This window comes from Amycolatopsis sp. NPDC003731 (genome assembly GCF_053586895.1).
The window spans coordinates 39,368-61,662 of sequence record NZ_JBSFNC010000040.1 but is presented as its reverse complement, the minus strand read 5'-3'; the positions used below and the strand labels follow the sequence as shown (position 1 = coordinate 61,662).

Here is a 22,295-nt window from a genome sequence, read left to right as displayed (position 1 = left end):
GCCGGGATCCCGTATGGGGTCCCGGCTCTTCCGCTTCCGCGGACCCCTATAGGTGCGCCCCTAGGTTTCCCGGTGGGGCCACTGACTTGACGCCCGATTCGTTGACAAAGAACCGGTGTCCAGCGAGCGTGGACGTCGTTGCCGGGCACCGGATCCGGCGCGATTTTCGCGGCGGCGAGGTACCCCGGAGCTGCTCGCACGGCGGCCGGACGACGCCACGGCGGGAGCTGTACTCGTGACGTGGCAAGGAAGGCACATCCATGGCGAAGCGTGCGTTGATCACCGGAATCACCGGGCAGGACGGGTCGTACCTGGCCGAGCACCTGCTGGCCGAGGGCTACCAGGTGTGGGGCCTGGTGCGCGGCCAGGCCAATCCGCGCAAGTCGCGGATCAGCAGGCTGGTCTCCGATCTCCACTTCGTGGAGGGGGATCTGATGGATCAGGTCAGTCTCGTGTCCGCAGTGGACTTCGTGCAGCCCGACGAGGTGTACAACCTCGCGGCCATCTCGTTCGTGCCGATGTCGTGGCAGCAGCCCGAACTCACCACCGAGGTGAACGGCATGGGCGTGCTGCGGGTGCTGGAAGCGGTCCGGATGGTGTGCGGGCTGGACAAGTCCCGCCCGACCGGCGGCGGGATCCGGTTCTACCAGGCGTCGTCGTCGGAGATGTACGGCAAGGTGGCCGAGACCCCGCAGAACGAGCAGACCATCTTCCACCCGCGCAGCCCCTACGGCGTCGCGAAGACGTACGGGCACTTCATCACCAAGAACTACCGCGAATCCTTCGGCATGTTCGGGGTGTCCGGGATCCTGTTCAACCACGAGTCCCCGCGCCGCGGCGCCGAGTTCGTCACCCGCAAGATCACCATGGCGGTGGCGGAGATCAAGCTGGGCATGCGCGACAAGCTGTACCTGGGCAACCTGGACGCGGTCCGCGACTGGGGCTTCGCCGGCGACTACGTCCGCGCGATGCACCTGATGCTGCAGCAGGAGACGGCGACCGACTACGTGGTCGGCACCGGGCAGATGCACTCGGTCCGCGACGCCGTCCAGATCGCCTTCGACGCGGTGGACCTGAACTGGCGCGACTACGTGGTCATCGACCCGGCCCTGGTCCGGCCCGCGGAGGTCGAAACCCTGTGTGCCGACCCGGAAAAGGCCCGCGCCGAGCTCGGCTGGAAGCAGTCCGTCGACTTCGAGGAGCTGATGCGGATGATGGTCGAGGCCGACCTGCGGAAGGCATCGAACGAGCACAAATACAGCGAGCTGATGCTCGCCGGGAGCTGGTGACGGCCGTGGCGCCCATCCTGTTCGCGTCGATCGCGGACGCCGGCATGATCAACCCGCTGCTCGTCATCGCGGGGGAACTCGCCCGCCGTGGCGTGCCGGACCTGTACTTCGCGTCCACTGAGGACCGCCGCGCCGACGTCGAGGCGATCTCCGCGACCAACCCGGTCCGGTTCGTTTCCTTCGGGGAGCGGCTCGAGCGCCCGCCGGGCGAATGGCACCCCGACCTCTACGCGGCGGCGACCCAGCCCGCGAAGCCGGGCAGCCTGACCGCGCGGCCGCAGAACGTCGTCGCCTACCTCAGCGGCGTCACCGACGCGAGCATCATGGTGACGATGTACGAGCGCGCGCTGGCCGTCGTCGACGAGGTGAAGCCGGCGCTGATGGTCATCGACTCTTCCAGCGTCTACCCGACCGACGCGGCGATCGCCCGGGAGGTCCCGTACGTCTACAGCGTGCCGATCTCGGTGAGCGAAATCTTCGCCGAGCGCTTGCCGCTGAGCTACCCGAGCCCGAACACCGGGCTGCCGCGCTCGCTTTCCGGACGGCAGAAGCTGGCGAACCTGTGGTTCCGGCTGCGGCTGCTGCACGGCATGCTGACGAAGGTCCCGGCGATGCAGTTCACCAAGGCCCGCAAGGAAACCGGGATCGCGAACGCGACGGCGGGTCAGTCCGGCTACGCCGACCGCGCGCGGGCGATCCTCGGGTATTCGGTGTTCGGCATGGAGTACCCGTTCGACGCGGCGCCGTCGCACCTGCGGATGGTGGGGCCCGTGGTACCCCCGCTGCCGGAGGCGGTGACGCCGGATCCGGCGTTGTCGGCCTGGCTGGACGAGCACGAATCGGTGGTGTACCTGGCGTTCGGTACCCACATGCGGCTGACCGCGCCCCAGGTGTCGGCGATCGCCGAGGCGGCGCGGCGGATCGGGCCCGAGCACCACGTGCTGTGGAAGCTGCCGAAGGCCCAGCGCGCGTTGCTGCCGGCGGACCTGCCACCGAACGTCCGGCTGGAGAACTGGGTGCCGTCCCAGTTCGACGTCCTGGCCCACCCGCACGTGCGCGTCTACTACCACCACGGCGGCGGCAACAGCGCGTACGAAGGGATCTACTTCGGGAAGCCGGGCCTGGTGCAGCCGTTCTGGATGGACTGCCACGACCACGCGGCACGGGTCCTCGACAGCGGCTGCGGGCTGGTCCTCTCGTACGAGGAGACGATTTCGGCGGACGCGATCGTGGCCAAGCTGCGCCGGGTGCTGGAGGAGAAGGAGTTCACGGCCCGGGCCGAGGACTGGGCGGACCGCTTCCGCGCGGCGGGTGGCCTGGGTGCCGCCGCCGACACCGTGCTGGCCGCTCTCGGGAAGGGATAGGCATGTCCGTCAAGTATCCGGTGTCCCAGCCGTACCTGAACGGCGACGAGCTGGCCAACGTCACCGACGCCGTCACGAGCGGCTGGATCTCCTCGCAAGGCCCGTATGTGGAGCGGTTCGAGTCGGATTTCGCCGCGTACAACGGGGTGTCGTTCGGGGTGGCGTGTTCGTCCGGGACGACGGCGCTGACGCTGGCGTTGCGGGCGCTGGGGATCGGCCCGGGGGACGAGGTGATCGTCCCGGAGTTCACGATGATCGCCTCGGCGTGGGCGGTGACGTACACGGGAGCGACCCCGGTGTTCGTCGACTGCGGCGACGACCTGAACATCGACGTGTCGCTGATCGAGGCGAAGATCACCCCGCGCACCCGCGCGATCATGCCGGTGCACATCTACGGGCGCCGGTGTGACATGGACGCGATCATGGAGCTGGCGTACGAGTACAACCTGCGTGTCGTGGAGGACTCGGCGGAGGCGCACGGGGTGCGCCCGGTCGGGGACGTCGCGTGCTTTTCGTTGTTCGCCAACAAGATCATCGCCTCGGGTGAGGGCGGGATCTGCCTGACGTCGGACGCCCGGCTCGCGGCGCAGATGAAGCACCTGCGGGGGATGGCGTTCAACCGGGACCACACGTTCCTGCACAAGAAGCTCGGGTACAACTTCCGCATGACGAACCTGCAGGCCGCGGTGGCGACGGCGCAGGTGGCCCAGCTGGACTCGATCCTCGCTCTGCGGTCGGCGATCGAGGCGCGTTATGACGCTGGACTGCGGGACATTCCCGGGGTGCGGTTGATGCCGCGGCGGGATGTGCTGTGGATGTACGACTTGTTGTGTTCGCGCCGGGACGAGCTGCGCGCTTTTCTTGCCGGGGAGGGCATCGAGACGCGGGTGTTCTTCAAACCGATGAGCCGGCAGCCGATGTACCTGGATCCGGTGTGGCCTTCGTTGCGGGCCAGCCGGTTTGCGGAGGAGGGGTTGTACCTGCCGACGTACACTTCGCTGGGGGAGGATGATCAGGAGTACATCGTTTCGCGGGTGCGGAAGTTCTACAGCTGATTCGCCCGTTCGAGTGGTGAACTTGTGTTCGATGGTCGGTAATCTTGATCTATGTCCGACAGCGGTTCTTCGTCTGCCGAGGCGGTGGCTTTCGCCGACCGTCTCGGTGAGTTGCTCGCGTGTATGCGGTCTGCTGAGGCGGAGCTGGGGGCGCTGGTGGCGGAGATCGAGCAGCGTGGGGTGATGGAGGTGTTCGGCTACCGCTCTGTTGCCCGGTTGCTGGAGCATCTCGGTGACCTTCCGAGGTCGGCGGCGGAACGTCTGGTGAAGCGCGCGCGTTTGGTCAATCCGGGTCGCGCTCTCGACGGCACCCCGATCCCAGCGTTGGCGCCGGCCACCGGTGCCGCCGCCTTGTCTGGGTCGCTGAGTGCTCCGATGATCGACACAATCACCGGGGTCCTCGCCGAGGTGCCGCCCGAGCATCGCGACCGCGTCGAGGCCGACCTGTTGGCCTTCGCGGCCGAGGCCGGACACAAGCAGGTCGCCGTCCTCGGCGCCCGCATCCTCGCCCACCTCAACCCCGATGGCGCCGAGCCCGACGACACCGAGCCAGTCGTCCCGGTCCGGGAGTTGTTCCTGCGCCGCCGAAGATCCGGGGTCTGGGAGCTCAACGGCAAGTTCGACGACGAGACCGGCACCCGCGCCAGCGCCCTGCTCGATGCCCTGGCCGAGCGCCGCACCGGCGACGACGGCCCCGACCACCGCGCGATGCCGCAGCGCTATGGCGATGCGTTCTCCGACGCGGTCGACCTGGCTCTGAATTCCCCGGATTTGCCGATGCAGGCCGGGGAACGGGCTCACGTCATGGTCGCGGTCTCCCTCACCGACCTGCAGTCCGGCGCCGGCGCAGCGACCCTCGGTGACACCGGGACCATGACCGCCGCCGAAGCCCGGGTGCACGCTTGCGACGCCATGGTCATTCCGGCGGTGTTGGGTGCGAAGAGTGAACCGCTCAACCTGGGTCGCCTTCGCCGTTTGATTTCCGCCGGGCTTCGCCGAGCACTGTTCCTACGCGACCGCGGCTGCGCCTTCCCTGGCTGTCACCGCCCACCCCGGCACTGCCAAGGCCACCACATCCGGCATTGGGCTGACGGCGGCCCCACTGACCTGAACAACCTGGTGTTGATGTGCGCCCACCACCACCGGTTGCTGCACCGCTCAGGCTGGGAAGTCCGCATCGCCCCCGACGGGCTGCCCGAATTCCTCCCACCCACGTTCCTGGACCGGCGCCGAAAACCCCGGCGCAACAACCTCCACGAACCGCTGCCATTCGCAGCCTGAACACGGGAAAGGCCCGCGGCCACACGGCCGCGGGCCCGCACCCACGCGCGCAGGCTGTCCTCAAAGGCCGGCGACGCCGCGAGATGCCGCTCCAGTCGCGTGTGATGCCTTCTCCGTCACGTCGGCCAACCGCCTGGGCAAGCCGGCCGATCCTCCGTCACACGACGCGGATGTTCAGGAACGCGAGCCGGCCCGAGCACCTAGCCCTGCCGTACCTTGCTGCTCAAGTAGGTCAACACCGCCAGCACCCGGCGGTTGTCGTCCTCGTGCTGGGCCAGGTCCAGCTTCGTGAAGATGCTCGCCGTGTGCTTGCCCACCGCGGCCTCGCTGATCGTCATTCGCTGGGCGATCGCCGCATTGGATCTGCCTTCCGCCATCAGCTCCAGCACCTGGCGCTCGCGGGGTGTCAACGCGTCCAAGGGGTCGCGGCGCGATCTGCTCGCCAGGAGCTTCGTGATGACCTCCGGGTCCATTGCCGTCCCGCCGGCCGCCACCATGCGGAGGGCGTCCACGAACTGGTCCGCGTTCAGCACCCGGTCCTTCAGCAGGTACCCGATCGCGCCCGCTCCGTCCGCCAGGAGCTCTCGGGCGTACGTCTGCTCCACGTGCTGGGACAGCACCAGCACCGGCAGCCCTGGACGCCGGCGGCGGGCCTCCAGGGCCGCGCGGACTCCTTCGTCGCTGAACTTGGGGGGCAGGCGGACGTCCACCACCGCGATGTCCGGTGCGTGGTCCTCGATCGCCTTCAGCAGCTCCGGCGCGGTGCCCACCGCCGCCACCACTTCGAAACCGTGTGCTTCCAGGAGCCTCGTCATGCCGTCTCGAAGCAGGTAGAGATCCTCCGCGAGGACTACGCGCACGAACCGCTCCTGGGATTCCGGGCCGGGCGGGGCCGGGCTGGGTGGCCCAACCGTACCGGAGCCCTTCAGTCCAGTGCGCGCTTGAGGAAGCCCCGGATGCCGAACGCGCCGAAGATCAGCGTCGCCACCACCATGACCAGCAGGGAGATCCACAGCGGGATGGACTGGACCTGGTCCGGCATCACCAGCCGCCTCAGTGCCTCCGAGACGTAGGTGAGCGGATTGGCCGCGCAAATCACCTGGAACCAGCGCAAACCGGACAGGCTCAGCCAGGGGAACTGCCCGGATCCGGTGAAGATCAGGGGCACCAGCAGGATCGTGAACACCAGGTTGATGTGGCGGGGCGGCACGATCGTCCCCAGCACCATCCCCACCGCCGCGCCGGCCAGGGAACCCAGGGCGACGACTCCCGCCACGCCCGGCAGGGCCGCCGGGCTCCAGTGGACGCCGTCGAGGATGAGCAAGCCGATCGGGATCATCACCAGGCCGGCGATGATGCCGCGGATCGCGCCGAACAGCATCTTCTCCACCGCGACCAGGCGGATCGACAGCGGCGCCAGCAGCCTGTCCTCGATCTCCCTGGTCACCGAGAAGTCCAGCACCAGGGGCAACGCCGTGTTCTGCAACGCCCCGGTGAACGCGTTCATCGCCACCATGCCGGGCAGCAGGACCTGGGCGTACCCGGCCCCCGCGTAGCCGATCTGCGACAGCACCTTGCCGAAGATGAACAACAGGAACAGCGGCTGGATGAGCATCTGGGCCAGGAACGGCAGCAGCTCGCGGCCGGTGACGAAGAAGTCGCGGCCGAGCACGGCGAAGAACGCGCGGGCCTGGCCGGGCTGTGGTTGCGGCAGTGGCTGAGCGGCAGTGGCGGCGGTCATCGGAGGTCCCGTCCGGTGATGGAGATGAACACGTCTTCGAGGGTGGGCTTGCCGAACGAGATGCCGGTGACCTCGCACCGCTCGCGGCCCAGCACCGCCAGCACGCCCGGCAGCAGCGACGCCGGCTCGGCTTCGGTGTACAGGCGGAACTGGACGGCGTTCTCGTCCGCGGCCGCCCGGCCGGCGGCGGCGAGCCGCTCGACCCGCTCCACCGACGGCACCTGCTCCAGTTCCTTGCCGACGGCGTCGGCGGGCGACTCCGCCAGCCTCACGCCCACGGTCAGCGTCGTGTTGCCGGGCAGCGACCGGGTCAGCGCGTCCGTCGTGTCTAGCGCCAGGAGCTTGCCGCGGTCGACGATGCCGACGCGGTCGCACAGCTTGGCCGCCTCCTCCATGTCGTGCGTGGTGACCACCACCGTGACGCCCTCGGCCGTCAGCTCGGCGACGCGCTCGTGCACGAACAGCCGCGACTGCGGGTCGAGCCCGGTCGCCGGCTCGTCGAGGAACATCACCTTCGGCTGGTGCATCAGCGCGCGGGCGATCATCACGCGCTGGGCCTGGCCGCCGGACATCTCGTCGACCCGGGCCTTCGCCCGCGGGCCGAGCCCCATCCACTCGATGAGCTCCTCGGCCCGGCGGTGCCGCTGCGCCCGGCCCATGCCGTGGTAAGCGGCGTGGAACAGCAGGTTCTGCCGCACGGTCAGCGACTGGTCGAGGTTGTTGCGCTGCGGCACGACGGCCAGTGCCTGGCGGGCCGCCGTCGCGTGCTTGACGACGTCGATGCCCGCCACCTCGGCGTGGCCGGACGTCGGCAGCGCGCGGGTGGTCAGCATGCTGACCGTCGTCGTCTTGCCCGCGCCGTTGGGACCCAGCAGGCCGAACACCTCGCCGGTGGCGATGGTGAACCCGAGGCCGTCCACCGCCGGCCGTTCTGCTTTCGGGTACCTCTTGACGAGGTCCCGTACCACCACCGCGTCCGGCACGCCGGGCCTCCAGGGATCAATGCGGACAGGAAAAGGGCAGGAAAAGGGCAGGGGGAGGTGAGGAAGGGCCGTGGTGCTGGGGGACAACCTCGGCCCTTCCCCACAGGCGGCTGGTTCTGCCGAACCAGCGGGTCAGGAAGTGTGCTTGAGGTGCCGCTCGAGCTCGTCGGCCGCGCGGACCGCGCCACCGGCGGCGCGCACCTTCGCGCCCATCGCGGCGACGGCGGACCGGACGCGCTCGTCGGCCGCCGTCGTCTTGACGGCGTCGCGCAGCAGCTCCGGCGTCAGTTCCCGGCCGGCCAGGTTCGTGCCCAGGCCGAGTTCCGCGACCCGGTTGGCGACGGCGGCCTGCTCGACGCTCTGCGGCAGGGCCACCATCGGTGTGTCGAAGTACAGCGCCTCCATCGTCCCGCCCATGCCCGAGTGGGTGATGAAGGCCGAAGCGTGGTTCAGCACCGCCAGCTGCGGCACCTGCGCGTGGGCCTCGATGTTCGGCGGGAGCTCGCCGAGCGAAGCCGGGTCCAGCGCGCCGATCGACAGCACGACGTGCCAGTCCTCGCCGGTGAACGCCGCCACGACGGCCCGGAAGAAGTCCGGCCGGTCGTTGAACGCCGTGCCGAGCGAAACCAGCAGCACCGGCTTGCCGTCCGACGGCGGCTGCCACCCGCCCTGGAACGTCCGGTCGCCCAGGCACGGGCCGATGAACGCGAAGTGGTCGTCGAAAGTCTCGCCCTCGTACTGGAATTCCTTGGCCACGAAGGCGAGCGCGAACTCCTCGCGGCCGATGGCGAAGTCCGCGGGCGAGATCGCCGGGACGCCGTGGGCCTGCGTCAGCTCGGCGATCTTCTCCCGGAACGCGACGCGGGCGGGGTGTTCCTCGCTGAACCCGTTTTCCTCGCCGAGGAACTTCGCCAGCGACCAGTGGTCGTTGTAGGCGAAGGACGGGAACAGCTCCACCGCGGGCACGCCCCACTTCGCGGCGAGCACCCGTCCGGTCGCGTACACGGTCCGGTCGTAGAGGATCAGGTCCGGGACGTCTTCGGCGAAGGCCGCCTCGAACACCGGGATGGTCGCCGTGCTTTCCATGACCAGCACCAGCGGCAGCCACGCGGCGAAGTCGGCGGGCGGGTCCTCGGTGCGCGGCTTCGGCGTCAGGGACGACTCGTACCGCAGCACCCGCGCCCCCGTCGGCGCCACGAGGCCGGCGAACTGGTCCGTCGTGGCGAAGGTGACGCGGTGCCCGCGGCGGACCAGCTCGGCGGCCACGTCCAGCGTCGGCATGACGTGCCCGTACGCGGGGATGGTCAGCAGCGCGATGTGTGCCATGGGAAAGCTCCTCGGATTGCGGTGGACGGCCGGAGGCCCTCAGGCACGCAGGTCGTGCTTGCGGGTGTAGTAGGCCATGAAGCCGATGAGCCCGCCGAGGACCACGATCCACTGCACGGTCGTCACCAGGTTGATGTCGTCGAGCGGCAGCGTGTAGGCGAGCACCACGCGCACGACCGCGTCCACGATCATGCCGACGCCGAAGACGACGGTCAGCAGGCGCAGCCCGTGGCGCATCCGCGGCTCGGTGTCCCAGCGGCGTTCCCACACCTCGGCGCCGGCGCCGCCGCGCTTGGTGCGCGCGATGCTGACCCCGGCGTGCAGGAAGAACGGCTTCTCGAAGAACAGCGTGATCAGCATCCAGATGCCGAACATGGCGGTGAGCCAGCCGTCCTTGGCGAAGAAGAACCGCGCGTCGCCCGAAATCAGCGAAACCGCGGTGCCGATGACCATCATCGTCACCATGAAAAGGCCGAGCCCGTCGATCTTGCGGTAGCGGGCGAAGACGTACACGGTGCGGACCACCGGGACGATGCCACCGATGATCGCGGCGGTCAACAGCGGGACGCCGTTCTGGCGCAGGATGTAGTAGACGGCGAGCGGGACGATCAGGTCGAAGGCCGCGGAAGCGAACAGCGCCAGCCGCGGGTTGCGCGGTTCCCCGTGCGACGGCGCGTCGGCCTGCGTGCGTTGAATGCCGGCTTCGTTCATTGCTGCTCCTGGTGGTTCGCGAGTTCGTTCTCTTGCGGAACGCCATTCGCTTGCGTCGTGGCGCTGCTCCGGGGACAACGGTAGTGTCGCGATCCGGGTCGGCGTGAGCCTGTTAGACCGAACATAGGGGTATGGCTTCCTATACCCCTATGAGTGGGCTTGGCCGATTGTGCGGCCCTTCGGGGCGCGTCCAGACTGGACCGACCTCGAGTGCGAGAGGGCCGGTCCGGCCCCCTGGAGACGATGGGGGACGCGATGAGCCGACCGGGAACACTGTCCCGTGGCGAGTATGATCTGCCGATGTCGACGATTCCGCGGCGCAGCGCCTCGGCCGTCCGGCGGGGTGTCGCCGGAATGGCGCGGCTGGTCGTTTTCGTGCTGTTCGCCGCGGTGCAGGTGTGCGTTCTCACGCTGCCCGCGCTGTTCTGGCTGCCGGAATACGTCGCCGCCGCGGGGCTCACCGTGCTGGTGGCCATTCCCGCCTGCCGGCTGCTGCCGGTGCTTTCCCGCAAATGCGCGCCGGCGCTCTACGGCCGGGCCGTCGAATCGCCGTACCTGCCGTTGCCGGCGCTGGAACGCACCGAGAACGGCTGGTACTGGAACGGCTACGACTTCCACAAGTTCCGCTGGGTCTCGCTGGCCCAGCGGCGCGGCCGCTGGTTCTTCACCGACCCGGCCACCTGGCGGGACCTGGCCTGGCTGGTGGTCAACCCGCTGACCGGCGGCCTGCTGGCGGCCGTCCCGGTCGCCCTCGCCGGTTTCGGCGCGTTCCTGCTGGTCGCGCCGCTGACCGCGCCGCACCTCCCGGCGGGGGCGTGGTACTTCCCGCTGCCGGTCGGCACCCCGGCCGGCATCGCCGCGACGGTCGTCGCCGGGCTGGCGCTGCTCGTGCTGGGACTGGTCGCCGCGCCCGGCGCGGTCGGCCTCCACGAAACCTGGACGAGGTGGCTGCTGGCGCCGGACGAGCGGGCGCTGCTGTCGCGGCGGGTGGAGCGACTGTTCGCCACCCGGGCCGCGGCGATCGACGCCCAGGCCGCCGAGCTGCGGCGGATCGAGCGTGACCTGCACGACGGCGCCCAGGCACGGCTCATCGCGATCGGCATCTCGCTCGGCACCGCGGAGATGCTGCTCGACACCGACCTCGACGAGGTCCGGCGGCAGCTGGCCGGCGCGCGGGAGCTGTCCGCCGCGGCACTGCGGGAGCTGCGCGGGCTGGTGCACGGCATCCAGCCGCCGATGCTCGCCGACCGCGGCCTCGGCGCGGCGCTCGAGGACCTGGCGATGGACGCGCCGGTGCCCACCGACGTCGAGGTCGGGCTGATCGGCCGCCCCGACGCGGCCCTGGAGTCGGCCGTCTACTTCTCGGTGGCCGAACTACTGGCCAACGCGGCCAAGCACGCGGCCGCCAAGCGCGTGCGGGTGAGCGTCACCCACCGGCCGGGCACGCTGCGGGTCGTCGTCGCCGACGACGGCAAGGGCGGCGCCGACTCGAGCCGCGGCACCGGCCTCGCCGGCGTCCAGCGCCGGATCGCGGCCTTCGACGGCGTCCTGGAATGTTCCAGCCCGCCGGGCGGCCCCACCGAAATCACCATCATGATTCCGTACGTGCTTCCGTCGGAAGGCAGTGTCGAATAATTCCAGGGGGATCATAATGCGTCGAGCGATTGTGGTGTGCCTGTTCGCCGTGGTCACTTCTCTTTCGGTGGCCGGGTGCGATCATCTGATCGATCTGGGGTGTGCGGAACGCTCTTGCCACTTCAACCTCGTCAGCGGGGGAAAGGTGGACCTCGGCGGGCAGGAACTGGCGGTCGAGAAGGTGGACAACAATTCCGTGACCTTCCTGTCCAACGGCATCAGTGTTTCGCTCTTCCAGGGTGTCGATCTCGACTTCCTGGGCTACCACCTGCACCTCGGGGAGATCCGCGGCGGCGAAGCCAGCCTGGACGTCACGCGGAATTAGCGCGGAAACTTAAGGGTTACGGTCCGTGCAGTAGTCACCTAGGTTGGTCGACGATTGGACCAACTAGCGGCGGGGGCGACCCGTTCGCGGGTTTCTGGGGTGACTATGCGTAATGATCTTCTCCGGGCGCGCCCTCGCGCGGTGGCGGTCGTCCTCGCCGGCGTGCTGCTGACGTCCGGTCTGACGGCCTCCGCCGCCGCGGCCGACCCGGCCGCGAAGTTCTCGCCCAGGGTGAAAAGCCTCGTCGGCGAGCTGACCATCGACGAGAAGCTTTCCCTGGTGCACGGCGGCGACGACCCGAACAGCGTCGGCGAGGCCGGGTACGTGCCCGGCGTGCCCCGCCTCGGGATCCCGTCGCTGCGGCTGGCGGACGGCTCGGCCGGCGTCCGGGTGGACAAGCCGTCGGTCGTCATGCCCGCGCCGGTGGCGCTCGCGTCCACTTTCGACGAATCGCTCGCCACCCGCTACGGCGCCGGCGTCGGCCGCGAAGCCCGCGCGCTGGGCACCGACGTCCTGCTCTCGCCGATGGTCAACACCATCCGGATCCCCTACGGCGGCCGCAACTTCGAGACCTTCAGCGAAGACCCGCTGCTGACGTCCCGGATGGCCGGCGCCGAGGTGCGCGGCATCGCCGGCCAGGGCACCATCCCGGTCGTCAAGCACCTCGCCGGGAACAACCAGGAGAACGACCGGCAAACGATCGACGTCGTGATGGACGACCAGACGCTGCACGAGGTCGAGCTGCCCGGCTTCGAAGCGGCGATCAAGGCCGGCGCCGGTGCGGTGATGTGCTCGTACAACAACCTCAACGGACCGTCCGCCTGCGCGAACTCCGACCTGCTGACCGGGATCCTGCGCGAGCAGCTGGCGTTCCAGGGCTGGGTGATGTCGGACTGGCGGATGTCGCTGACGCCCGGCAGCCTGCCGCTCGGGCTCGACCAGGAGATGCCGGGCGGGACGTACTTCGGTGACCTGCTCAAGGCCGCGCTCACCGCGGGGACCATCCCGCAGTCCGCTTTGGACACCGCCGTCGGCCGCATCCTCAGCCAGCTCGACCGCTTCCACCTGCTGAACGGCCCGGCCCGGCCGGCGCGAGACCTCGCCGGGCTGACGGCCACCGCGCAGGACGTCGCCCAGGCGGGTGCGGTCCTGCTGCGCAACGAAAAGTCGGCGCTGCCGCTGAGCACCGCGCGGTCCGGCAAGATCGCGGTGATCGGCTACAACGCGAAGACGCCGAAGCTCAACGGCGGTGGCAGCTCCCACGTGCTCCCGTCCGCGACGCCGGCCGCGCCGCTGGACCTGATCAAGCAGCGCGCCGGCAGCACCACGACCTACACCCCGGGCTACGACCCGGCGGGCGAAGCCGTGCCGGCCGGGGCGCTGGCCCCGGCGTTCACCCAGGGCGGCGGCCTGCCCGCCGGCGCGGAGGGCGTGTTCTACAACGGCACGATCACCGCGCCGAGCGAAGGCGACTACAGCATCCAGCTGCAGTCGACCGGGGGCGGCGGGTTCCTCCAGGTGGACGGGACGGCGAGCGGCCTGTTCGGCGACTCGATCGCGGGCGGCTACACCGGGATCACCGTGCACCTGACCGCGGGGCCGCACACGCTGCTGCTGTACGGGTTCGCGGACTTCGTCAACCCGCTGAAGGTCGACCTGCACTGGATCACCCCGGCCGCGGCCCAGGCGAAGATCGACCAGGCGGTGACGGCGGCCAAGGCGGCCACCACCCCGGTCGTGTTCGCCTACGACGACAGCTCCGAGGGCCTCGACCGGCCGGACCTTTCGCTGCCCGGCTACCAGGACGAGCTGATCGACGCCGTCGCGGCCGCCAACCCGCGCACGGTCGTGGTGCTGAACACCGGCTCCGCGGTGAAGATGCCGTGGCTGGCGAAGACGGCGGCGGTGCTGGAGATGTGGTACCCGGGCCAGAAGGGCGCCGAGGCGACGACGGCGTTGCTGTACGGCGACGTCAGCCCGCAGGGCAAGCTGACCCAGACGTTCCCGGTGGACGAGGCGCACACGCTCGTCAGCGGCAGTGCCGGGCTCTACCCGGGCCAGGACGGCCAGGTGAAGTACACCGAGGGCGTCGACATCGGCTACCGCTGGTACGCGGACAAGAAGATGACCCCGCTGTTCCCGTTCGGCTTCGGCCTTTCGTACACGACGTTCGCCTACAGCGGCCTGTCGGCGGCGAACGCTTCCGACGGCGGTCTCGACGTGAAGGTGACCGTTCGCAACACGGGCACCCGCACGGGCACGGAGGTGGCCCAGGTGTTCGTCGGCCCGAGCCCGCAGGTGACGGCCCCTCAGCCGCCGACGGCCCTGGGCGGCTACGCGAAGGTGACGCTGACGGCGGGAGCGTCCCGGACGGTGACGATCCACGTCGACCCGCGCCAGCTGTCCTACTGGGACGTGACGGCGAAGGCGTGGAAGCGCGGCGCCGGCACCCGGGCGGTGCAGGTGGGTTCGTCCTCGACGACCCTGCCGCTGAGCACCCGGGTCGCGGTGCGCTGAGCACGCGAACGAACGGCCGGCGCCCGGTGGGGCGCCGGCCGTTTCGCGTGCTCGTCAGCCGTTCGTCACCGGTAGGTGGCGGAGGCCTCGGATGATCGCCGAGCGGCGGCGGTCGGCCGGGCCCGTCTGGTGGAGGTCCGGCAACCGGGTGGCCAGGACGCGGAACGCGACGTCCGCCTCCAGGCGGGCCAGCGGCGCGCCCAGGCAGTAGTGCGAGCCGCCCGAGAAGGAGAGGTTGTCCGGGGTGGTCGGGCGGGTGAGGTCGAAGTGGTCCGGAAGGGACCACACCCGCGGGTCGCGGTTGCAGCCGGCCGTCAGCACCACCACCGCCGTGTCCGCGGGGATGACCGTGCCGTCGACCTCGACGTCCACTGTGGACACTCGGCTGGACTGCTGGACCGGCGCCTCGAACCGCAGCGACTCCTGCACCGCCTGCGGCGCCAGGTCCGGGTCCGCGACCAGCTTGTCCCACTGCTCACGCCGCTCCAGCATGGTCTTCACGCCGACGCCGATGAGGTTCACCGTCGACTCCGCGCCGGCCAGCGTGAGCAGCTGGCACAGCGACACGAGCTCGTGCGTCGACAGCCGGTCCTCGGCGCGAGCGGTGAGCAGCTTGCTGATCGCGTCGTCGCCCGGGTGGGCCAGGCGCAGTTCCATCAGCTCGGTGAACAGCGCGTCGAGCTCGTCCAGGGACCGCTGGACGTCCGCGATGTGCTCGACGGACGTGATCTCGTCGAAGATCGTGCCGAACTTCGGCCCGTGCTCGAGGTACCGGCTGAGGAACGGCTCGGGGATGTCGAAGATGGCCGCCACGACGGTGACCGGGATGAGGTCGGCGAACGACGTCATCAGGTCGAACTCCCCGCTCGGGCCGGCGCGGTCGAGCAGCTCGTGGCAGATCGCGGTCAGCCGGTCGCGGAACCCGGCGATCGCCTTGGGGCTCAGGAACGGCGTGGCCAGCTTCCGCAGCCGCGCGTGGTCGGCGCCGTCGGCTCCGAGCATCGAGTTGTCGAACGTCGTGATCACCGGGCTGATCGGCGTCCCGTCGGACTTGAGGACGCCGAACCGGCGGTCCCGCAGCACCTTCGTGGCCGTGGCGTGGTCGACTGTCGTCCACGCGCCGAGCTCGCTGCGGTGCAGCGGGCCCTTCGCGCGGATCCGTTCGTACAGCGGATAGGGATCCTCCGGGCCGCGCAGCAGCAGCGCCAGGGGGTCGCCGAGCTCGCCGAGGGTCCACAGCACCCGCATCTGGGTGGTCATGTCCTGGACCGTCATGACGGCTGCCCGGCGGTGATCAGCCCGGCCACGCCCCGCACGGTCGGCGCCTCGAACACCTGGGAGATCCGCAGCTTGACACCGAGGTCGCGGTTGATCCGCGAGCACAGCTGGGCGGCGGAGAGCGAGTTGCCGCCCTGCCGGAAGAACGAGACGTCGGCGGCGATGGACGGCACGCCGATGATCTCGCGCAGGATCCGCGCCACGGCAGCCTCGGTTTCCGACAGCGGCGAGTCCACCTCCGGCGCTGCGGCCATCCGCAGACGCGCGGCCAGTTCGGCCAGCGCGCGGCGGTCGATCTTCCGGTCCTCCAGCACGGGCAGCCGTTCCAGCCGCTGTACCAATGCGGGCACCAGGTAGCCGGGCAGCCGATCGGCCAGCCGGGTCCGCAGCTCGTCCTCGCCCGGCGTGCCGGTGTAGAACAGGCAGAGGTCTTCGTACGCGCCGTCGGCGCCGGTCAGCGGCACCACCGCGCACGCGCCGACGCCCGGCACGCGTCCGGCGTTCTGCTCGACGTCGTCGAGTTCGATGCGGTGGCCGCGGATCTTGACCTGGCGGTCCGCGCGGCCTTCGAAGTGCAGCAGGCCGTCGGCGCTCCAACGCCCGAGGTCGCCGGTGCGGTAGACGCGCCCCGGTCCGGAAATCGTGACGAACTTCCGCGCGGTCAGCTCGTCGTCCTTGAAGTACCCCAGCGCCAGACCGCGGCCGCCCAACGCGATTTCGCCGCTCTCGCCGACGTCGCAGAGGCGGTCGCCGTCGAGGACGTACGCCTGCGTGTTGGGGAAGGGGACGCCGAGCGGCACCTCGGGGCCGTCCTCGGGCCGCACGCGGTGGCAGGTGGCCGCGACGCTGGACTCGACCGGGCCGTACATGTTGTACAGCGGGATGTCCGGGTACGCCTCGACGAACCGGGCGGCGTGCCGTGCCGAGAGCTTCTCGCCGCCGGTGCCCACGGCGCGCAGGCCGGCGAAGGCGTCGAGGTCGTTGTCGACCATGCTGTGGAACACCGCGGTGGGCGGGAAGATCGTGGTGACTCCGTGGATCGCGATCAGATCGCGCAGTTTCGTCGCCAGCTCGAGGGTGTCTTCGAGCAGGACCAGGGTGCCGCCGTTGAACAGCACGCCCCAGGAGTCGAGGCCGAAGGCGTCCCACGTCGCGGCCAGGGCCTGCGGCATCACCGCGCCGGAATCCAGCGGGGTGAACAGCCAGTCGTCGAACAGCCGGACGTTGCCGCGGTGCGCGGTGACCACGCCCTTCGGCGTCCCGGTGGTCCCGGAGGTGAAGAAGACCGCGCAGGGGTCGTCGGCGCCGACGTCGACCGCCGCCGGCCGGGCGCCGAGGACCGGCTGCGCCGGCGGCGACCACACCGACGGCCACGAGGTACCGCGCTCGGCGGCGACCACCGGCCCGCCGAGGTGCTCGATCAGCTCGGACAGCCGGCTCGACGGCCACCGCAGGTCGAGCGCGGCATAGGCGGCACCGCACTTGAGCACCGCCAGCAGCGTCGCGAACAGCTCGGGGGAGCGGGGCAGCAGCACCGGCACGATCGAGCCGCGCCCGACGCCGCGGGCCTGCAGTTCGGCCGCGTAGGCGTCGGCGAGTTCCGCCAGCTCCCGGTAGGTGACGTCCCGGCCGAGGTGGTGCAGCGCGGTCCGGCCGGGCCACCGCGAGGCACACCACTCGAACAGGCCGTGCATGGTTTCGGCCCGCCCGAACGGGGTCGGGGCCGGGTTGACGGACGGGGTCATCGGGTGCTCCCGGTGATCAGCTCGGCCAGCGCGGCCGGCGTCGGGTGGGCGAAGGCGGCGGACAGCTTCAGCCGGACCCCGGTCTGCTTCTGGATCCGCTGGACGAGCTGGGCGGCCAGCAGCGAATGCCCGCCGCCGGCGAAGAAGTTCGTGTCCTCGGTGACGTCGTCGCGCTTGAGCAGGTGCCGGAACATCGCCATGACGGCCTCGGTCGTGGCGTCCGGCACGGTCTTCGCCGGGGCTTGCGCCGGTGGCCCGGCCGCGGCGGCCAGCTCGGCGACCGCCGCCCGGTCCACCTCGTGCGCGGCCGTCTCGGGCAGCGCGTCGACGCGCAGGTACCAGGCCGGCCGTGCCGCGGGCGGCAGCACCGCCTCGGCGTGCCGGGCCAGGTCGGCGGCGAGCCGCGGCTTGTCGGGCGCCTGCACGACGGCGACCAGGTCGGCCGCGCCGGGCCGCAGGGTGACCGCGGCCGCGACGACGTCGGTGTGCGCGGTCAGCGCGTCCTCGACCGTGGCCAGGTCGACGCGGGTGCCGCCGAACGTCAGCTGCCGGTCCTGGGGGCCGTGGACGTGCAGGGACCCGTCGGTGCGCCAGTGCGCGAGGACGCCGGTGGCGGTGCCGAGCTTCAGTTCGCCCCGCACGCCCAGCGGCAGCCGCCGCCCGTCCGGGGCGACGACGTCGGCGGCGAGGCCCGCGACCGGCACGCCGTCGGCGAGCACCCAGCGGCCACCGAAGGGAAACACCGTGTGGACGTCGGCCTCGAGGGCACGCAGGGTGCGGACGAGCGGGCCGGGCGCGGGTTCGGCGCCGATCAGCGCGGTGCGGCCGCCGACCGCGGAACCGAGCTGCTCGACGACCCGGGACCAGACGGCCGGGGTGGCGTGCACGACGCCGACGTCGTGCCGGGTGAGCAGCCCGGCCAGCAGGTGGCCGTCGGTGCGGGCCGCGTCCGGCGCCACGACCAGCGGCACGCCGTTGGCCAGGGCCAGGAGCGGTTCCTCGACGGCGGCCGAAAGCCACAGCACCGGCCGGGCACCCACCGATACCGCCCGGACGGAGTCCGCGAGTTCCCGGTGGGTCACGCCGGGAAGCGCCACGCTGTCCGGGGGCACGGCCGCAGCGTCGGGGTCGACGGCCACCGTGACGGCGTAGGAGATTTCTTCGGCGCCCAGCACCGATTTGGCGGTGAAGACATCCGCGGTGACGGTGGCGCCGGCCAGCCAGCTGCCGAGGATCGCGGCCGCGAAGTCCGGGCCGCGCGGGGCGGTCACGGCGACGACGTCACCCGGCCCGGTCCCGGCGTCGGCCAGCAACGTCGTGACCGCCGAAGCGGCGCGCCAGAGATCCCGATAGGACGTCGTGCCTTCGCCGGCCACGATCGCGGGCGCGCCGGGGTTTTCCGAGACGTGGCGGGCGATCGCGGTCAGGACGGTCTCCGTCCCGGCAGGTTCGCCGGGGGTGTCGAGGACCGCGTGGTCGGTGGCACCCCAGCCGTCCAGCTCGCGCAACGGCCGGTCCGGCGCGCTCGCCGCCGCGACGAGCAGCGCGTCGTAGCGCTCCAGCAGCAGCTCGACCTCGCCGCGGTCGAGCACCTCGGCCCCGTAGACCGCCTTGACGCGGCTCTCCTCCGCCGAAGGCAGGATGACGAACTCGAGGTCGAACTTGCTGTGCCCGGGGTCGATTTCGACGACCTCGGCGGGGGCGCCGCCGAGGCTCGTGGCCGCCCGGCCGCCGAAGGGCAGGTAGTTGAAGACGTGGCGGAACATGGTGGTGCGCCAGGAGGAACCGGCGCGCTCGACCTCCGGCAGCAGGACGTCCATCGGCACGTCCGCGTGCGCGATGGCCTCGAAGAACAGGTCCCGCACCCGGCGGCTGAACCGGCGGAACGTCTCCGCCGGGTCGATCCGCACGCGCAGCGGCACGATGTTGACGTGGTAGCCGATCGCGCGCTGGGCCTGCTGGCTGCGGACGTTCACCGGGAAGCCGACGGCGAGGTCGGGCCCGGCGCCGTGAGCGTGCAGCAGCAGGTAGTAGGCGGCCAGCAGCACGACGACGTCGGGCGCCTTGAGGTCCTTCTGCAGCGCGGTGACGACGTCCTTGGCCGCGGCGGAGAACGGGCGGACGAGCTGCTCGCCGCGCAGGGTCGGCTGGGCGCTTTCCTGGCCGCCGCACCACAGGCCGGGGCCGCCCGCGTCGAAGTCGCGCAGGTGCTCGCGCCAGAAGGCGAGGCTTTCGGGCTTCGGCTCGGACTCCGGCCAGAGCGGGACGGGCGGGCCGGCGTCCGGGAGGTCCCCGGCGAGCACCGCGTCGTAGGCGGCGGCGAGGTCCTCCAGGAAGATCGACATCGACGTGCCGTCGAAGATGAGGTGGTGCACGGCCACGCCGACCGAGTCGTGCTCGGGGCCGTGGTACAGGCCGACGCGCAGCAGCGGTGAGCCGTCCAGGGTGAACGGCCGGGTGATCAGCTCCCGCAGCCCGGCCTCGACGTCCGTGCATTCCGCACCCTCGAGGAGGACCGGGAAGGACGCGAGCACCGACTTGGTGAGCCGCGTGTCACCGGCGTGGAACACCGTCCGCAGCGCGTCGTACCGGCGCACCAGCTGGGAGACGGCCTCCTGGAGGACGGCCCGGTCCAGCCGGCCCGCCACCCGCAGCGCCACACCCGGCACGTTGTTGACGCCTTCGCCGGGCACCAGCCGTTCGAGCAGCCAGAGCCCTTCTTCCTTGCGGGTGGCCGGAATCTCAGCGGTCGGCATGTCCGGTCCCTTCAGGGAGGTCTTCGACGGTGACGAAGGCGTGCGGAACGGCCTCGGCGGGCAGCCGCGCGGCCAGGTACGCGCGCAGCTCGGCGACGAAGGTGCTCGTCTTCGCCGCGCGCGAGGGGGCGTTCGCGTAGGCGGTGAACGGCAGCCCGGGCGTGGCGGCCGAAGCGGGCACGGTCACCGGCTCGCCGTCGCGGGTGTAGACGACGTCGACCAGGCCGGGGCCGCCGGCCGACCAGGTCACCGCGGCCTGGTACCCCCGCCGCCGCCCGATCTCGTGGAGGTCTTCCGGGTCGGGCGCGGTCACCGCGGCCGGGGTGCTGCCGGTGTCGAGCTTCGCCAGGGCGGCCAGTTCCCGCGCGACCCGGCCGTTCGGCACGCCGGTGATCCGCGCGGCCGGCGGCCGGACGTCGCTCAGCAGGGTTTCCAGCGCGGCCGGGTCCCAGGCCTGCGTGTGCGTGGGTTCGACGGCCTCCGCGGGCTCCTTGCGCAGCACGGCGTCGTAGCGGTGCCGGCTCAGCTCGTTGTGGTGGCGGGCCCGCTTCAGCCGGACGTCGGCCGCGGCGATCCCGGGCAGCGTGGCGGCCAGCGCAGGGAAGAAGTCCGGGTCGACCAGCAGTTCCTTCTCTTCGAGGACGCTGTTCTCGACCAGTTCCCGGGCGGTGTCCGGGGCCGCGGCCACCTCCCCGGCCAGCACCGCGGCGCGGAAAGCGCGCAGCAGCCGCAGGTTCCGCACGTCGCCGACGAACACCGCGCCGCCGGGCGCGATCAGCGCGGCGGCCTGGCGCAGCACGTCGGCGAGGTAACCGATGCCGGGGAAGTACTGGACGACGGAGTTGATCACCACGGTGTCGAAGTGGTGCGCGGGGAGCCCGGCGAAGTCGTCGGCCTCGCGGTGGTGCAGCGTCACGTGGGCCAGCGCGGGGTCGGCCGCGACCTGTCCGGTGAGCGTCTCGATCACGGTCGGGGAGAAGTCCGTGGCCACGTACTCTTCGCACGACGGTGCGAGCTTGGCCATCAGCAGGCCGGTGCCGACGCCGATCTCCAGCACCCGGCGGGGCCGCAGCGACCTGATCCGCTCGACGGTCGCGTCCCGCCACTCCCGCATCTGCGCGAGCTCGATCGGCAGCCCGGTGTAGGTGCTGTGCCAGCCCACGAAGTTCTCCCCGAGCCCACCGGACTCGGGGAGTTCGCCGTACACCCATTCGTAGATGAGCTGCCACTCCTCGACGCGCGCGCGGTCGTCGCCGGCTTCGGCGACCGGGTCCCGCGGCACGACGTGGGCGACGAGCCGCCCGGTCCCGGGTTCGCGGGTGACCCTGGCCCGCGCGACACCGGGGTGCCCGGCGAGCGCGGCTTCGGCTTGGCTTTCCGTGCCGGTGCCCAGACCGGTCGGTGACGTCGGCATCAGCTCTCCTGCGGGTGAAGGGCGGTCAGGGGAGCAGGCCGCGGACGGCCTGCGCGACCTCCGGCTGGCTGAGCAGCCCGGAGTGGTCGATGTCGAACCGGAGCTCGCGGGCGCCGATCTCCAGCGCGCCGGGCAGTTCGGCGGAGCGGATCACGGCGACGCCGTCGAGGTCGCCGGGGACGGTGACCTGGGAGGCGGCCACCAGATAGGTCATGTAGCTGCTGAACCAGGAGACGAGCTCGTCGGCGCGGTCGGCGTCCAGCTCGACCCGCTCGAACGCGGTGGTGCCGACCTCGCGGTAGAGCCGCACGAACTCCTTCGTGAGCGTCTCGAGGTCGTCGTGGGTGCGCTGGGCGGCCTCGCCGGCGGCGTGTGCGTCCCGCACCTCGTCCTCGGTGAGGACCGCGGCGAGCGCGTCCACCACGCGGAAGAAGCCGTAGTACAGCACGGTGAACCCGGTCGCGGCGGTCGGGTCGAACAGGACCACGCGCGGCTTCGCCTGCCAGGTCGCGATGCGCTCGGCGATGGCGAGCGCGAACACGCTGGACGCGCAGTAGCCGAACACCGCCTTGACCTCGGCGCCGCTCGCCCGCAGTTCGGCGGTCCACCGGTCGAGGTAGTCGTTGCCGGTCATGCCGGTCTCGTCGCCGATGGCGGGCGGCAGGCTCTCCCAGATCCCGTACGGGGTCTCGAGGTGCTTCGCGAGCTCGGCGAACCCCGCCTCCGGGCGCCCGGTGACCGTGAAATCCACCGTGATGATTACTTCCTTGTCGTCCGCATTCTCGTCGATCGGATGCCATGAATGGAGTTCGGCCACGATTGTCCGCCTTTTGGGTGCGAGCAGAATAAAGATTTCCGCAGTCTGAAGCTAGCAG

Annotated in this window: 17 protein-coding genes; 7 read left to right on the top strand and 10 right to left on the bottom strand. The window is 71.0% G+C overall.

The window, feature by feature from the left end:
• The first annotated feature begins 260 nt into the window (after positions 1–260).
• From ACWDN5_RS18920 to ACWDN5_RS18905, 4 genes are read left to right on the top strand one after another with little or no spacing between them, the layout of a single operon-like run.
• Positions 261–1,289, top strand: a complete 1,029-nt coding sequence (locus tag ACWDN5_RS18920) for a GDP-mannose 4,6-dehydratase (protein ID WP_003069872.1) — start codon at positions 261–263, stop codon at positions 1,287–1,289.
• A gap of 5 nt (positions 1,290–1,294) precedes the next feature.
• The gene (locus ACWDN5_RS18915) at positions 1,295–2,653 is read left to right on the top strand and encodes a glycosyltransferase (RefSeq protein WP_449677221.1); all 1,359 of its coding nucleotides are present in this window, start codon (positions 1,295–1,297) and stop codon (positions 2,651–2,653) included.
• A gap of 2 nt (positions 2,654–2,655) precedes the next feature.
• Complete coding sequence (locus ACWDN5_RS18910; RefSeq protein ID WP_449677220.1) at positions 2,656–3,708, top strand: DegT/DnrJ/EryC1/StrS family aminotransferase; 1,053 nt, start codon at positions 2,656–2,658, stop codon at positions 3,706–3,708.
• A gap of 51 nt (positions 3,709–3,759) precedes the next feature.
• Positions 3,760–4,989, top strand: coding sequence for a DUF222 domain-containing protein (locus tag ACWDN5_RS18905; protein WP_449677219.1), 1,230 nt, complete (start codon positions 3,760–3,762; stop codon positions 4,987–4,989).
• A gap of 200 nt (positions 4,990–5,189) precedes the next feature.
• On the opposite strand, the gene ACWDN5_RS18900 is transcribed toward ACWDN5_RS18905, so the two are convergent.
• The 5 genes from ACWDN5_RS18900 to ACWDN5_RS18880 form a co-directional block, all read right to left on the bottom strand.
• Positions 5,190–5,849: a response regulator transcription factor gene (locus ACWDN5_RS18900; RefSeq protein WP_310972155.1), complete on the bottom strand. Its 660-nt coding sequence runs from the start codon at positions 5,847–5,849 to the stop codon at positions 5,190–5,192.
• 65 nt (positions 5,850–5,914) lie between these two features.
• Positions 5,915–6,730, bottom strand: a complete 816-nt coding sequence (locus ACWDN5_RS18895) for an ABC transporter permease (RefSeq protein WP_310972157.1) — start codon at positions 6,728–6,730, stop codon at positions 5,915–5,917.
• Complete coding sequence (locus ACWDN5_RS18890; RefSeq protein ID WP_310972159.1) at positions 6,727–7,713, bottom strand: ABC transporter ATP-binding protein; 987 nt, start codon at positions 7,711–7,713, stop codon at positions 6,727–6,729. The genes ACWDN5_RS18895 and ACWDN5_RS18890 overlap by 4 nt, the downstream gene beginning before the upstream one ends.
• Before the next feature lie 132 nt (positions 7,714–7,845).
• Complete coding sequence (locus ACWDN5_RS18885) at positions 7,846–9,039, bottom strand: macrolide family glycosyltransferase (protein WP_449677218.1); 1,194 nt, start codon at positions 9,037–9,039, stop codon at positions 7,846–7,848.
• A 39-nt stretch (positions 9,040–9,078) separates the two neighbouring features.
• A complete protein-coding gene (locus ACWDN5_RS18880; protein WP_310972162.1) occupies positions 9,079–9,750 on the bottom strand; it encodes a VC0807 family protein in 672 nt (223 codons plus the stop codon).
• A gap of 300 nt (positions 9,751–10,050) precedes the next feature.
• Between ACWDN5_RS18880 and ACWDN5_RS18875 the strand changes: the two genes are divergently transcribed.
• From ACWDN5_RS18875 to ACWDN5_RS18865, 3 genes are all read left to right on the top strand, one after another.
• Entirely contained in the window at positions 10,051–11,385 is a 1,335-nt protein-coding gene (locus ACWDN5_RS18875) for a sensor histidine kinase (RefSeq protein WP_310972164.1), read from the top strand.
• Positions 11,386–11,401: 16 nt separating this feature from the next.
• Entirely contained in the window at positions 11,402–11,710 is a 309-nt protein-coding gene (locus ACWDN5_RS18870) for a hypothetical protein (RefSeq protein WP_310972165.1), read from the top strand.
• A 141-nt stretch (positions 11,711–11,851) separates the two neighbouring features.
• Complete coding sequence (locus ACWDN5_RS18865; protein ID WP_449677217.1) at positions 11,852–14,227, top strand: beta-glucosidase; 2,376 nt, start codon at positions 11,852–11,854, stop codon at positions 14,225–14,227.
• A 54-nt stretch (positions 14,228–14,281) separates the two neighbouring features.
• Here ACWDN5_RS18865 and ACWDN5_RS18860 read toward each other — a convergent pair whose 3' ends face one another.
• Genes ACWDN5_RS18860 through ACWDN5_RS18840 form a run of 5 tightly spaced genes read right to left on the bottom strand, consistent with a single transcriptional unit; the run spans position 14,282 to position 22,237 of the window.
• Positions 14,282–15,502, bottom strand: a complete 1,221-nt coding sequence (locus tag ACWDN5_RS18860; RefSeq protein ID WP_310972167.1) for a cytochrome P450 — start codon at positions 15,500–15,502, stop codon at positions 14,282–14,284.
• Positions 15,499–17,250: a non-ribosomal peptide synthetase gene (locus tag ACWDN5_RS18855; protein ID WP_449677216.1), complete on the bottom strand. Its 1,752-nt coding sequence runs from the start codon at positions 17,248–17,250 to the stop codon at positions 15,499–15,501. Before ACWDN5_RS18855 ends, ACWDN5_RS18860 begins: the two co-directional genes overlap by 4 nt.
• Complete coding sequence (locus ACWDN5_RS18850; protein WP_449677215.1) at positions 17,247–20,006, bottom strand: condensation domain-containing protein; 2,760 nt, start codon at positions 20,004–20,006, stop codon at positions 17,247–17,249. The genes ACWDN5_RS18855 and ACWDN5_RS18850 overlap by 4 nt, the downstream gene beginning before the upstream one ends.
• Positions 19,993–21,420 carry a methyltransferase gene (locus ACWDN5_RS18845; RefSeq protein WP_449677214.1) on the bottom strand — a complete coding sequence of 476 codons (1,428 nt, stop codon included), beginning with the start codon at positions 21,418–21,420 and terminating at the stop codon, positions 19,993–19,995. The genes ACWDN5_RS18850 and ACWDN5_RS18845 overlap by 14 nt, the downstream gene beginning before the upstream one ends.
• 25 nt (positions 21,421–21,445) lie before the next feature.
• A complete protein-coding gene (locus tag ACWDN5_RS18840) occupies positions 21,446–22,237 on the bottom strand; it encodes a hypothetical protein (protein WP_449677213.1) in 792 nt (263 codons plus the stop codon).
• Positions 22,238–22,295 lie beyond the last annotated feature (58 nt).